The 12,988-nt window shown below is 69.0% G+C and carries 10 protein-coding genes and 1 tRNA gene; 2 read left to right on the forward strand and 9 right to left on the reverse strand.

What is annotated here, in order from left to right:
* Positions 1-57: 57 nt before the first annotated feature.
* The 5 genes from yjfF to ACFVH5_RS34785 form a co-directional block, all read right to left on the reverse strand.
* Positions 58-1,080, reverse strand: a complete 1,023-nt coding sequence (gene yjfF / locus ACFVH5_RS34765) for a galactofuranose ABC transporter, permease protein YjfF (protein ID WP_385837663.1) — start codon at positions 1,078-1,080, stop codon at positions 58-60.
* The gene (locus tag ACFVH5_RS34770; RefSeq protein WP_385837664.1) at positions 1,080-2,192 is read right to left on the reverse strand and encodes an ABC transporter permease; all 1,113 of its coding nucleotides are present in this window, start codon (positions 2,190-2,192) and stop codon (positions 1,080-1,082) included. The genes yjfF and ACFVH5_RS34770 overlap by 1 nt, the downstream gene beginning before the upstream one ends.
* Positions 2,189-3,727 carry a sugar ABC transporter ATP-binding protein gene (locus ACFVH5_RS34775; RefSeq protein WP_385837665.1) on the reverse strand — a complete coding sequence of 513 codons (1,539 nt, stop codon included), beginning with the start codon at positions 3,725-3,727 and terminating at the stop codon, positions 2,189-2,191. The genes ACFVH5_RS34770 and ACFVH5_RS34775 overlap by 4 nt, the downstream gene beginning before the upstream one ends.
* 151 nt (positions 3,728-3,878) lie before the next feature.
* On the reverse strand, positions 3,879-4,889 hold the full coding sequence (locus ACFVH5_RS34780; protein WP_385837666.1) for an ABC transporter substrate-binding protein: 1,011 nt from the start codon (positions 4,887-4,889) through the stop codon (positions 3,879-3,881).
* A 165-nt stretch (positions 4,890-5,054) separates the two neighbouring features.
* Positions 5,055-6,101 (reverse strand): LacI family DNA-binding transcriptional regulator, encoded by a 1,047-nt coding sequence (locus tag ACFVH5_RS34785; RefSeq protein WP_384807286.1) that lies wholly within the window; start codon positions 6,099-6,101, stop codon positions 5,055-5,057.
* Positions 6,102-6,531: 430 nt separating this feature from the next.
* Between ACFVH5_RS34785 and ACFVH5_RS34790 the strand changes: the two genes are divergently transcribed.
* Positions 6,532-6,735, forward strand: coding sequence for a hypothetical protein (locus ACFVH5_RS34790; RefSeq protein ID WP_385837667.1), 204 nt, complete (start codon positions 6,532-6,534; stop codon positions 6,733-6,735).
* A gap of 423 nt (positions 6,736-7,158) precedes the next feature.
* On the forward strand, positions 7,159-8,922 hold the full coding sequence (locus ACFVH5_RS34795) for an endo-1,4-beta-xylanase (protein ID WP_385837668.1): 1,764 nt from the start codon (positions 7,159-7,161) through the stop codon (positions 8,920-8,922).
* A gap of 130 nt (positions 8,923-9,052) precedes the next feature.
* On the opposite strand, the gene ACFVH5_RS34800 is transcribed toward ACFVH5_RS34795, so the two are convergent.
* From ACFVH5_RS34800 to ACFVH5_RS34815, 4 genes are all read right to left on the reverse strand, one after another.
* On the reverse strand, positions 9,053-10,540 hold the full coding sequence (locus ACFVH5_RS34800; RefSeq protein ID WP_385837670.1) for an FG-GAP and VCBS repeat-containing protein: 1,488 nt from the start codon (positions 10,538-10,540) through the stop codon (positions 9,053-9,055).
* Positions 10,541-10,905: 365 nt separating this feature from the next.
* A tRNA-Pro gene (locus tag ACFVH5_RS34805) sits at positions 10,906-10,979 on the reverse strand.
* A 146-nt stretch (positions 10,980-11,125) separates the two neighbouring features.
* The gene (locus ACFVH5_RS34810) at positions 11,126-11,938 is read right to left on the reverse strand and encodes a MurR/RpiR family transcriptional regulator (RefSeq protein WP_385837680.1); all 813 of its coding nucleotides are present in this window, start codon (positions 11,936-11,938) and stop codon (positions 11,126-11,128) included.
* An 89-nt stretch (positions 11,939-12,027) separates the two neighbouring features.
* Positions 12,028-12,969, reverse strand: a complete 942-nt coding sequence (locus ACFVH5_RS34815; protein WP_385837671.1) for an ABC transporter substrate-binding protein — start codon at positions 12,967-12,969, stop codon at positions 12,028-12,030.
* Positions 12,970-12,988: the final 19 nt, after the last annotated feature.

Here is a 12,988-nt window from a genome sequence, read left to right on the forward strand (position 1 = left end):
GTGCCTGGGGGCGCGGGGAACTGCGCGAGCAACCCCCACCGGGCCAGGGGCGGAGCCCTACGCCTTTCGGCGCGTCGTCATCGTCCGCTGGATCAGGATGAACGCACACAGCAACACACCCGTGGCGATCTTCGTCCACCACGAACTCAACGTGCCCTCGAACTGGATCAGACTCTTGATCAGCCCGAGCACGAGGACACCGAACAACGTGCCCACCACATACCCGGACCCGCCCGTCAGCAGCGTCCCGCCGATGACGACCGCGGCGATCGCGTCGAGTTCGAGACCCGTCGCGTGCAGCGGGTCACCGGACTGGATGTACAGCGTGAACAACAGCCCCGCCAGCGCGGAGCAGAACCCGCTCATCGTGTACACCGCGATCTTCGTGCCGCCCTGCGGCAGTCCCATCAGCAGCGCGGACTGCTCGTTGCCGCCGACGGCGTACACCCGTCGGCCGAACCGTGTGTAGTGCAGCACGTAGAACGCCGCCGCCAGCACCACCAGTGAGACGATCGCCCCGATCGACAGGAACCCGCCTCCCACGGACACCTGTGCCTGGGCCATGCTGCTCACCGAGGAGTCGGTGATGGAGATCGACTCCTTGCTGATGACCAGGCACAGGCCGCGGAAGAGGAACAGTCCCGCGAGGGTCACGATGAACGGCTGGATCTCGAAGTTCTGGATCACATAGCCCATGAGGTAGCCGCCGAAGGCCCCCACGCCCAGGGCGATGGGGATGACGATCACCAGTGGCAGGCCCTGCTTCTCCACCAGCCAGGCCGTGAGCATGGTGGTGAAGCCGATGACCGAGCCGACGGAGAGGTCGATGCCGCCGGAGAGGATGACGAAGGTGGCACCGACGGCCGCGACCAGGAGGTAGCCGTTGTCGATGAACAGGTTCAGGAACACCTGCGTCTCGGCGAACCCGTAGTTCTGGTACCGGCTGAGGCCGATGGCGTACATGAGGAGGAAGAGCCCGGCCGTCACCAGGACGGGCAGGCGCCGGTCGGCGAGGACGCGTGACGCCCTGCTCGGCGTGCTGCCGCCCGACGCCTTGGGCTGCTGGGTGGTCGTGGTCATCACGAGACCTCCATCGTGCGTACGGTCTCGGGCGTCGTCGCGGTGTCCGCCGGGGCCGCGGCCTGCCCGGCGCCCCTCTTCCCGCCGAACCGTCCGCCGAAGCGACCGCCGCCGAACACCTTGGCGCGGAACTTCGGGGACTGCATCAGGCAGACGATGATGACGACGGCGGCCTTGAAGACCAGGTTGGTCTGGGTGGGCACGCCGATGGTGTAGATCGTGGTGGTGAGCGTCTGGATGACGAGCGCGCCGACGACCGTGCCGCCGATGGAGAACCGGCCGCCGAGCAGCGACGTACCGCCGATGACGACGGCGAGGATCGCGTCCAGCTCGATCCACAGACCGGCGTTGTTGCCGTCCGCGGCCGAGGTGTTGGAGCTGATCATGAGGCCCGCGATCCCGGCGCACAGCGCGCAGAACACGTACACCATGATCTTGATGCGGCGGGAGCGGATGCCGACCAGGCGGCTGGCCTCGGCGTTGCCGCCGACCGACTCCACGAGCAGGCCGAGAGCCGTGCGGCGGGTCAGTGCCACGGTGACGGCGACCACGGCGGCCACCACGAAGATGGAGAAGGGCAGCGTCAGCCAGTACCCGCCGCCGATCAGCTTGTACGGCTCGCTGTTGACGGTGATGATCTGTCCGTCGGTGATGAGCTGGGCGACACCGCGGCCGGCGACCATGATGATCAGCGTGGCGATGATCGGCTGGATGCCCATCCGGGCGACCAGGAAGCCGTTCCAGAGACCGCAGACGACCGCGGCCGCCAGGCCGATGCCCATCGCGAGGAGCACTCCGGAGAGCGCGTCCTGGTCGGCCTGGTCGCTGATGTACGAACAGGTCAGGGCGCCGGTGATGGCGACCACCGCGCCGACGGACAGGTCGATGCCGCCGGTGGCGATGACCAGGGTCATGCCGACGGCGACCAGGATGAGGGGCGAGCCGAAGAGGACGATCGAGACGAGGCTGCCGTAGAGGTGGCCGTCCGTCATCTTGATCGAGAAGAAGTCCGGTGTGAACGGGACGTTGACGAGCAGCAGGATGACCAGCACGGCGACCGGCCAGAACAGATGATGGCGGGTCAGCGCTCGCCATCGGGGCGTGGTGGTCACTGGTGCTCTCCGCTCGCGATGGTCTCCAGGATCCGGGTGGGGGTGATCTCGGGCCCGTTGGCCAGCTGGGCCACGAGCTTGCGGTCGCGCAGCACGCCGATGGTGTGGCTGAGCCGCAGGACCTCCTCCAGCTCGGCCGCGATGTACAGCACGGCCATGCCTTCCTCGGAGAGCGAGACCACCAGTTTCTGGATCTCGGCCTTCGCGCCGATGTCGATGCCGCGCGTCGGCTCGTCCAGGATCAGCAGCTTCGGCTGCGTGATCAGCCAGCGGGCGAGCAGCACCTTCTGCTGGTTGCCTCCGCTGAGCTGGCCCACCCTGGACTCGGGGTTGGCCGGCCGGATGTCCAGGGCCTTGATGTACTTGGCGACGAGTTCGTCGCGCTGGGCGACCGGGATGGGCCGGGTCCAGCCGCGGGTGGCCTGCAGGGCGAGGATGATGTTCTCCCGCACGGTCAGGTCCGGTACGAGGCCTTCGGTCTTGCGGTTCTCCGAGCAGAACGCGACGCCGGCGGCGATGGCGTCGTTCGGGGCGCTCATCGAGACCTGCTTGCCGCCGATGGTCACCTTGCCGGTGTCCGGCTGGTCGGCGCCGAAGAGCAGCCTGGCCAGTTCGGTGCGGCCGGAGCCGAGCAGTCCGGCGAGTCCGATGACCTCGCCCTTCTTGATCTCCAGGTCGAAGGGGGCGATACCGCCGGCCCGGCCGACGCCGTCGGCCGTGAGCAGCAACTCCCCCACGTCCGCGTGGAGTTGGTGGTCGTGCAGCTCCTCCAGCTGGTCCAGGGCCTTGCCGATCATCAGCTGGACGAGGCCGACCTGGTCGAGGTCGCGGACCATGTGCTCGCCCACCAGGGCGCCGTTGCGCAGGACCGTCATCCGGTCGCAGACCTCGTAGATCTGGTCGAGGAAGTGCGAGACGAACAGGATCGCCACGCCCTCGCCCTTCAACCGCCGCATCAGGGCGAAGAGTTCGAGCACCTCGTCGCGGTCGAGGCTGGAGGTCGGCTCGTCGAGGATCAGCACCTTGGTGCCCGACCCGGAGCCGTCGCTGTCGCCGGTGCCCACCGACCGTACGATCGCGACCAGTTGCTGCACGGCCAGCGGGTACGAGGAGAGCGGGGCCTCGACGTCGATGTCGAGGCCGAGCCGGTCGACCAGCTCGGCGGCCTCGCGGCGCAGCCGCTTCCACTGGATGCGGCCGAAGCGGGTGGGCTCGCGGCCGATGAAGATGTTCTCCGCCACCGACAGGTTGGGGCAGAGGTTGACCTCCTGGTAGACCGTGCTGATCCCGGCCTGCTGGGCCTGCGACGGGCTGTGGAACCGTACGGACGTGCCGTTCAGGGTGACGGTGCCGCCGTCCAGGGAGTAGACCCCGGTCAGCACCTTGATGAGGGTGGACTTGCCGGCGCCGTTCTCGCCGAGCAGGGCGTGGATCTCGCCGGGGAAGAGCCGGAAGTCGACACCCGACAGAGCCCGAACCCCCGGAAACTCTTTGACTATGCCCGTCATCTCCAGGACGGGCGGCGGCTCTGCCATGGCAGCGCTCCTCATGGATATTCGTTTCGGACCCGGATGGTCGTTCAGGCCCGGATGTTCGTTCAGGCCCGCAGGGAGCCCCCTCGGACGGAGGCTCCCTGGCGGTAGGTGCGGTCGGTCGGTGAGTACCTGTCAGTACCTGAGGTACAGGTCAGTACTTGCGGGTCGGGAGGGCTTCCTTGGCCTGCTCCTGCAGGAAGTCGCCCTCCTCGGTCTTGATCCGGCGCTCCACCGTCTCGCCGTCGTTGACCTTCTTGACGAGTTCCATCAGCTGGGGACCGAGCAGCGGGTTGCACTCGACGATCCCGTTGATCTTGCCCTCGGACATCGCGACGAAGCCGTCCTTCACGCCGTCGACCGAGACGATCAGGATGTCCTTGCCGGGCTTCTTGCCGGCCGCCTCGATGGACTGGATGGCGCCGAGGGCCATGTCGTCGTTGTGCGCGTAGAGCACGTTGATGTCCGGGTTGGACTGCAGGAAGGCCGCCATGACCTGCTTGCCGCCGGCCCTGGTGAAGTCGCCGGTCTGGCTGACGACGACCTTCCAGTCGTCCTTGTGCTCGGCGTCCATGATCTCTTTGAAGCCCCTGGCCCGCTCGATCGCGGGGGCCGCGCCGGTGGTGCCCTCCAGCTGTGCGATCTTCACCGGGCCCTTGTGGCCGGCCTTGTCCAGGACCTTCTCCAGCATCTTGGCCGCGCGGCGGCCCTCGTCGATGAAGTCGGAGCCGATGAAGGAGACGTACAGGGTGTCGTCGGAGGTCTCGATGGAGCGGTCGGTGAGGATGACCGGGATCTTCGCGGTCTTGGCCTCCTTGAGCACCGCGTCCCAGCCCGTGACGACCACCGGCGAGAAGGCTATGACGTTCACCTTCTGGGCGATGTAGCTGCGGATCGCCGAGATCTGGTTCTCCTGCTTCTGCTGGGCGTCGGAGAACTTCAGGGTGTAACCGGCGTCCTTGGCGGCTTCCTTGACGGACTTGGTGTTGGCCGTGCGCCAGCCGCTCTCGGAGCCGACCTGGGCGAAGCCGAGGGTGATCTTCTTGCCACCACCGCTGCTGGAGTCGGAGCCGGAGGAGCTGTCGTCCTCCTTGGCACAGGCCGCCAGGCCGCCCGCCGCCGCAACGCCGACCGCCGCGGTGAGGAAGTTCCTTCTGCTGAGCATGTTCTTCTCCTTTGAAGAGCCGGCCTCGAAGGGCCTGCTGGTACTCGTGCCGCTCGCCGGGACAGGTCCCACGATGTCCAGCCTGTCGATCATTGTTCGAAATATCGGTCATACAGGGGCGTGTGGGAAATGACCTACGAGGTGGTGCGTCAAACAGACAGGGCTTCAGACGGGTGGGGCGCCCTGGTCGGAGGTGTACGGGAACGTGCTTGCGCGGACGACGAGTTGGGGTTCGATGGCGATCCGCAGCGCCCCGGACGGCTCCCTGCCCTCGATCAGATCCAGGAGCAGGGCGATGCTCCGCTTGCCGACCGCCGCGAAGTCCTGCCGGACGGTGGTGAGCGGCGGAGCGAAGAACTCCGACTCCGGGATGTCGTCGAAGCCCGCCACCGCCACGTCCTGCGGAGTGCGCACCCCCGCTTCCCGCAGGGCGCGCAACACCCCCAGCGCCATCTGGTCGTTGGCGACGAAGACCGCGGTCAGCCCGCGGCCCAGCCAGCCCGCCAGTTCCTGGCCGGCCCGGTAGCCCGACAGCGGGCTCCAGTCCCCGCGCAGGATCAACGGCGGTTCCACGCCCGCCGCTTCGAGGGTGGCACGCCAGCCCGCCGCCCGGTCGGCGGCCTCCTGCCAGTCCTCGGGTCCGGCGAGGTGCCAGACCGTACGGTGGCCGGCGGCCAGCAGATGACGGGTGGCAAGACGGGCGCCCAGGTGCTGATCCACGTTCACGCTGGGGATCCCCACGCCGGGCCCGCTGCCCACGGTCACCACCGGGAACGGGTGGCGCAGTTCCGCGAGGGCCTCGACCGCCGACCGCTGCGGGGCGATGGCGACGACTCCCTCCACCCCGCCCTCGCTGAGGTGGTCCAGCGCCTCGGCCAGCTTCTCGACGGTCAGTTTGCGCAGACTGACCGTGGAGACGAGGTAGCCCTCGGCGCGTGCCGCCTCCTCAAGCGCGAAGAGGGTGCTGGCCGGACCGTAGAGCGTGGTGTCCGAGGCGACCACACCCAGGGTCCGGGTGCGGCGGGTGACCAGGGCTCGTGCGGAGGAGTTCCGGCGGTAGCCCATCTCCTCGATCGCGTGCAGCACCTTGGCCCGGGTCTCGTCCCGCACGTTGGGGTGATCCCCCAGCACACGGGAAACGGTCTGATGGGACACGCCCGCCAGTCGCGCGACATCGGCCATGGTGGGCGGCCGAAGCTGGGATTGTGCCATGCCGCACCTCCTTGGCGGTCGTACAACGAGAACTTCCCGTGCCGGACCCGTGCCGGGCCTGCGCCGGCCCCGGATGTCGGCCGGTGATTGCGGAGGTCATTGTGAGCGCTAACAATTCATGCCGGTCAAGGGGGCGGACAGCAGGAGGCACGTCACGTTTGAGTAACGCGCCGGAAGCGGACGGTTGCGGAGCGGTGCCATGCGGCTCGCGTCCACGGCACCGGTCCGGCACATCTGCGGCACCGGTCCCACACAGGTGCGGCAAAGGTATTGACGGGCTGCGGGCGCGGCCCTAGATTTCGGCACCGAAACCTCGAACTACGACCGAAATACCGGACGTTGACCACCGGGCGCCGCTGCCGGCCGACCGCCGACCCGACATGCCGAAAGCAGCAACTTACCTGCACAGCAAGGCAGTTGGTGTGCTCGGGTGACACAGATCAGCGTCGTCCACGACAGCACGGAATGGCGGAAGGACTTCGAACTGCGGCTGCGCGCCGCCTACACGACGTCCGGGCTCGCCGCCAACACGGCGGAACGCGGGCTCCAGGACGTGAGCCCCGGCAGTGACGACCGGCCCCTCGCCGAGATCACGGACACCGGGACCCGGGTGGGACCCTCGCACACGAAGTAGGGGGCACCCGAAGGTGACCCCTGCCTGCGACGTTTCCGTCTCACCGAGGTCGGCTTGCCCCTGTCGCGGATCTTGGAGTCCTCCGGTGCGGCAGCATGGTCGACGAGAACGCTCGGGTCGTTCCGCCGACCGACGCAGTTGTCGAGGTGCCCGCCATCCCCGCGCTTTCCCCACAGCCGTCTGCGCAGGTGTGGCACGTCGTACGCCTTGTCCCCTTGTCGTCGGGATCTCGGCCGGCGTCGCACGGCGGCAGAGCCCGTCAGACGCAGCCACTGACCAGTACGTGGACGATCGCCGCGAGCAGCGCCTCATCGGGCGTGTCCGCTGTTCCGCCACCCCAAGGGGGCCGTACCTCGTGTGTGATGAACTGTGCCCTCGTTTCGAGAAGTTGATCTCGTCTCTGACAGGAGAGTGGGAGGGGCCGTGAACCTTGGTGGCGGGACGTGGCAGCGACTGACCGCCGTGGCGCTCGTCATGGCGGTGGCGGCCGGGTGTACGGGACAGGGCGAGGACTCGGGCGGCGGAAACGACGAGGACCTGCTGCGGAACCACGACTGGACGCAGATGCCGGGCACCACCGCGCGGAACGGCATCCTGCGGGTCAGCGCCTCGGATCGGCGCATCGTGGAGCAGGACTCCTCCGGCGGCCGGCCCAACCCCCCGCTGAACCTGGCCGGCCCGCATCTCAGGTCCGACGGCGACTTCACCGTCACCGCGCGCATGTCCGGTGTGGGTGACGACGACGGCGACTCATGGCTGCGGCTGTACGGACGGGTACCGGTCATCTACGACGAATGGCGGCAGGAGCGGCCCTCACTCCGCGTCGGCGTGACCGCCGACGGACAGGTGAAGGTACAGATATGGGACGGCGAGGGCGATGAGCCGGCCACCTCCAAGAATTTCGACTGCGGCTGCTCCGGGACGGTGACGCTCGCCGTGTCGAGCATCGGTGACACCTTCCACGTGAAAGCCGACGGGCGGCGGCTGGGAACCGTGCAGGATCCGGGGGTGTTCGCCGAGGGCACCGTCTGGTTCGGTCTGGAGGCGGACGCGGGCGAAGCGGACGCGGGTGAGGACGAGGACGAGCGCCGCGAGGGATGGCGTCTGACGCAGCTGACCGCGCGGGCGGAGAGCGGTGACTCGCTCCGCGTGATCAAGGCGCCGCGGCTACGCCAGGAGCAGTCCGACGACTCGCTGCGCGCGCGGGCCGAAGACGTGGGGCGGCCGTTCGACGTCGGCACCGCCCTGGCCGAGAACCCGCTGCTCACCGACTCACGCTACCGGGCGCTCGCGGGGAGCCAGTTCTCCATGCTCACTCCGGAGAACGCGTTCAAGCCACAGTTCCTCCACCCACGCCGGGGCGTGTACGACTTCCGCGACGCGGACCTGCTCGTACGCTTCGCCCGCGCCAACGACATGAAGGTGCACGCGCACACCCTCGTCTGGCACGAGGCTCTGCCCCACTGGATGCGGGAGAACGACGACCCCGGGGAGGTGCGCCGGACCATGCTCCGGCACATCGCCATGGTCGCCGGGCACTTCAAGGGACAGGTCGCGGAATGGGATGTGGTCAACGAGCCCATGTCCGACGACGAGAAGAGCTACACCAACGGGGATCTCGGTCTGCGCTCCGAGCAGAGCCCGTGGTTCGAGGCCATGGGTGAGGAGTACATCGACGAGGCGTTCAGGGCCGCCCACCGGGCCGATCCGAAGGCACGGCTGTACCTGAACGAGTACGGGGTCGAGGAGGAGGGCGAGCGGTGGGACGCCCTTTACGATCTGGTCGAGCGGCTCAAGGAACGCGGCGTGCCGATCGACGGCGTGGGTTTCCAGAACCATGAGTACGCACCCGGCGACCGCATCGACCCGGAGACCTTCCGCGGTCATGTGCGGGATCTGGCGGAACTCGGGGTCAAGGCGCGGGTGTCGGAGATGGACGTCCCCATAGGTGAGGACGAGGAGGACGGGCGGCAGATCCAGGCCGATGAGATGGCGGGCAAGCTGCGGGTCTGCCTGGAGGAGCCGAACTGCACATCGTTCTCCACCTGGGGATTCACCGACCGGTACGGTTCCACCGCCGACACCCAGATCTATCCTCCGCGCACGGCCGATTCCCTGCCGTGGGACGCGGCCCTGCGGCCGAAGCCGGCGTACGAGCGGCTGCTCGAAGCCTTTGACGAGGTGTAAGGAATCAGGGTGCGATCTCTACCCCGGACTCCCTGGCCGACGACCTCGCCAAGTCCCCGGCCACGCCCGGACATGACGGTGGGGCGGCACCGGGCCGCCCCACCGAACCCCCGTTGCCCGATCGGCTCGCTCAGCGCAGGAGCGCGCCGAAGCGGGCGCCCGTGGCGGGCGCCGAGAGGTCGCCGGCGCCGAACGCGAGGGACGACGTGGCCGTGAGACCGGTCGCCGTGCCGCGCAGCACCCAGACCGCGCCGTTCTGCTCGTTCTCGGCGGTGGAACCGGCCGCGAGGTCGGCGTGACCGTCACCGTCGACGTCCAAGAGCGCGCTGCTCACGCCGAACTCGTCTCCGCTCTCGGCGACTCCGGGTACCCCGGCGGTGTCCTGGTGGAAGGTCTGCGTACCGGCGCCCGCGACACCGGAGGCGCTGCCGGGGACCAGGGCGACGGACCCGGCGTCGGTGATGTCGCCGATGTCCTCGCCCGGGATGCCGAGCGCGATGTCGCCGAAGCCGTCACCGTTGACGTCCGCCACCGAGACCGTGGAGCCGATCCCGTCGCCCTCCTCCTCCACGCCGGGGAAGCCGGGCAGGTCCTGGTCGAAGGTCTGTACGCGCTCCTCGGACAGGCCGGAGGCCGACCCGAACGCGATCTGGACCTTGCCGCCGTTCCAGTAGTTGCCCACCACGACGTCGTCGAACCCGTCGTTGTTCACGTCCCCGATGCCGGTGCCCGTACCGGTCGCCGTGCCGTCCGAGGGGACCCAGCCGCTGGTGAAGCCCGTGCTGCCGCCGCCGAGGAACAGACGGTTGCTCCACTGGCCGTCGCCCGCGTACTTCCAGGCGACGATGTCGTCCTTGCCGTCGCCGTCGACGTCGCCGGTCCGGGTGGAGCGGATGGGCCCGCTGATCGAGTCGCCGTCCTCCTGGCAGCCGCCGTTGGTGGCGCAGGACGCGTCGTCGGCGTCGTAGCCCCACCAGTCGGCCTTGTCCAGCAGCGGCAGGGTGGCGGTGGGCTGTCCGGCACGGGTGACCGGGCCCTTCCACACAGTGGCGTCACCGCTCGCCGGGTCGTCGCCCGCGCCGGACAGGTAGGAGAACAGGGCGAGGTCCGTCTTGCCGTCGCCGTCGAAGTCGCCGGTCGTGGGGGACTGCCCGTACCCGGGTACGGCCGTGCCGCCGGTGAGTCCGGAGGCGGAGCCCCAGAGGATGACGGAGCCGGGACTGCCGCCCGAGATCACCAGGTCGCTGAAGCCGTCGCCGTCCAGGTCGCCCTTGGTGAAGTTGGTCCCGAAGCGCTGGTTCGCGGTGGCGGAGCCGGGAACGCCGCTGGTGGAGCGGCTGATGAGCTTCTTGTTGGCGGTGGAGACCCCATGGGCGGAGCCGTACGTGACGGCCACGTAGCCCGCCTTGGCCTTGCTGGAGATCGTGGCGTCCGGAGCCGACACGACCAGGTCGGCGTATCCGTCGCCGTTGAAGTCGTCCTGCGTGTCCGCGGACCCGGTGGCCGCCAGCGCCGGGCCCCCGGTGAGAGCCATGGCGCCGAATCCTCCGGCGAGCAGCACCGCGGCTGCCAGGGGTGCGGTGAGCGCGGTACGGGTCCGGCGGTGTGCTCGGGGCATACGTGAGCCTTTCGAGTCGGTCGGTTCGGTACGCGGAAGGCCGCGTACGGTGAGTTCGACTCGGTCCGAGCGCCCCCGGTTGTACGTCCCAATGCCATGGATTCGTCACCGAGGAGACAGACGTGGCGCTGAACTCCCGTGTTGTGCAAGGGAGTTCAGTGCGGGTTGTCAGCGGGCGTGCTGGTAGCCGCAGGTGAGTGTCCGGTCACCGAGCTCGGCTACGAACACCTGCGCCGGATCGTCGGCCACGGCTCGCTGACCACCACCCAGCGCTACCCGCACCCGGACGTACACAGGATCACAGAAAGACCGAGGGCCGGTTTCGGATTTCTCCGAAACCGGCCCTCACCTGCGACTGTCCCCAGTCGGGACGACAGGATTTGAACCTGCGACCCCTTGACCCCCAGTCAAGTGCGCTACCAAGCTGCGCCACGTCCCGATGCGCCCCGCCGCGGTGAACCGCGTGAAGACGCAGGTGAACCTTACCGCACGCCGGGCGTCCAAGAGACCGGGCGCCCGGTCGGGCCGGACCCGGGCCGGTCCCGTCAGATCAGGTCGGGTCGGGTCGGGTCGGGTCGGGTCGGGTCAGTCGACGAACAGGCCCCTCGCCGTGGCCCGCGCGTCGAACTCCTCCAGGCGGGACTGGGCGTCCGGCATGCCGTCGCACATCGCCTCCAGGAGGACCTGCCCCAGGAGCATGGGGGCGCTCACCGTGTCGAAGACCAGGCCGGTGCCCACGGCGGCCGGCAGCAGCAGGTCGCTGTGGGCGGCCACCGGGGCGAACGTGCCGTCGGCGATCGTCACCACGGTCAGCCCGGCGTCCCGGGCGTGGTCGAGCGCGGCCAGCAGCTCCGCCGGATGGCGCGGCAGCGCGAAGCACAGCAGCGCGCTCGCCCCCGCGTGACGGGCCGCGTCGATCCGGTCGGCGAGCAGCGATCCGCCCTCGTCGAGCAGGCGCACGTCGGGGTGCACCTTCGCGGCGAAGTAGGCGAAGCCGCGCGCCTGGGCCGCGGAGGCGCGCAGCCCGAGCACGGGCAGCGGCCGGGAGGCGGCGAGCAGCCTGCCCGCCTCCTCCACCGGCCCGGGGTCGGCCAGCAGGGACGCCAGCTGGAGCAGGTTGTCGACCTCGGCCCGTACCGCCTGCTGGTAGGGGTTGGCCGGCCGTGTGTCCACGGCCGGCCCGACGGGTACGACGTCGCGCAGATGTCTGCGCAGCGCCGGATACCCGTCGAAGCCGAGGGCGACCGCGAACCGGGTCACCGACGGCTGGCTGACCCCGGCCAGCTGGGCCAGTTCCACGCTCGACAGGAACGGCGCGGCGGCCGTCCGGCGGACCAGACAGTGGGCGATACGCCGTTGGGTGGGCGTCAGACGGCGGCCCTCGAAGAGCTGGTGCAGCCGTGTGGGCGCGCCCGCCCCGGAGGACGTACCGCCGTCGGTGCCCGCGTCCGCTCCCTCCGTGTCGCTCACCCCTGTCCCCGTCCGGGTCAGCCCGCGAGACCGGCCGACGTCAGCCACTCCTTCGCGACGTCCGCGGAGTCCTCCTTGTCGTTGCTGATCTTCTTCATCATGTCCAGCAGGTCCTCGGTGGTGAGCTTGGCCGAGATGGCGTTGAGCGCCGACTTGGCCTTGTCGTTCACCGCGGACTTGTAGACGAGGGGCGTGACGTTCTGCGAGGAGAAGAGGTTCTTCGGGTCCTCCAGGACCACCAGCTTGTCCTCGACGATGGCGGGGTCGGTCGTGTACAGGTTGGCGGCCTGCACCTTGTCGTCCTTCAGCAGCTTCAGCAGGGTGCTCTGGGCGCCCGCGTCCAGCGGCTGGAACTTGCCGAACTCGACGCCGTAGACGTCCTTCAGGCCGACCCCGCCCTGGGTGCGGGTCTTGAACTCGGAACCGGCGCCGATGGTCAGGTCCTTCGCGACCGGCTTGAGGTCGGCCAGGGACTTGAGCTTGTACTTGGCGGCGGTCTCGGCGGTGACCGTGACCGAGTCCTTGTCCTCGGCCGCGGCGGAGTCGAGTATCTCGACCGACTTGGGGAGCTTCGCCTTCAGCTCGGTGTTGATCTCCTCCGTGCCGGTGGCGGTGCTCTTCTTGTCGACCGCCGTGGACAGCAGGGCGCCGTTGTACTCGGGGAAGACGGTGATGCCTCCCTTGACGACCTGGTCGTAGTAGACCTCGCGGGCGCCGATGTCGAACTTGCGGGTCACCTTCAGACCCTTGTCCTCCAGGGCCTGCGCGTAGATCTCGGCGAGCAGCTGGTTCTCGGGGAAGTTCGCCGAGCCGACGACGATGGCCTTGCCGCCGCCGCTGTCGCCGCTGCTGCCTGTCAGCGGATTGTCGTCGCTGTCGTCACTGCCTCCGCAGGCGGTGAGGGTCAGGGAGAGCGCGGCGACAAGACCGAAGGCGGCGGTACGGTACGTGGCTTTCATGGGTGTTCCCTTTCTCAGG

It is taken from the genome of Streptomyces sp. NPDC127119, assembly GCF_042677425.1.
Taxonomy (GTDB): domain Bacteria; phylum Actinomycetota; class Actinomycetes; order Streptomycetales; family Streptomycetaceae; genus Streptomyces.

Excerpts from the sequence above, each read along its gene's own strand:
- ACFVH5_RS34815 (WP_385837671.1), bottom strand. The coding sequence starts at position 12,969 with ATGAAAGCCACGTACCGTACCGCCGCCTTCGGTCTTGTCGCCGCGCTC.
- ACFVH5_RS34775 (WP_385837665.1), bottom strand. The coding sequence starts at position 3,727 with ATGGCAGAGCCGCCGCCCGTCCTGGAGATGACGGGCATAGTCAAAGAG.
- yjfF (WP_385837663.1), bottom strand. The coding sequence starts at position 1,080 with ATGACCACGACCACCCAGCAGCCCAAGGCGTCGGGCGGCAGCACGCCG.
- ACFVH5_RS34780 (WP_385837666.1), bottom strand. The coding sequence starts at position 4,889 with ATGCTCAGCAGAAGGAACTTCCTCACCGCGGCGGTCGGCGTTGCGGCG.
- ACFVH5_RS34800 (WP_385837670.1), bottom strand. The coding sequence starts at position 10,540 with ATGCCCCGAGCACACCGCCGGACCCGTACCGCGCTCACCGCACCCCTG.
- ACFVH5_RS34785 (WP_384807286.1), bottom strand. The coding sequence starts at position 6,101 with ATGGCACAATCCCAGCTTCGGCCGCCCACCATGGCCGATGTCGCGCGA.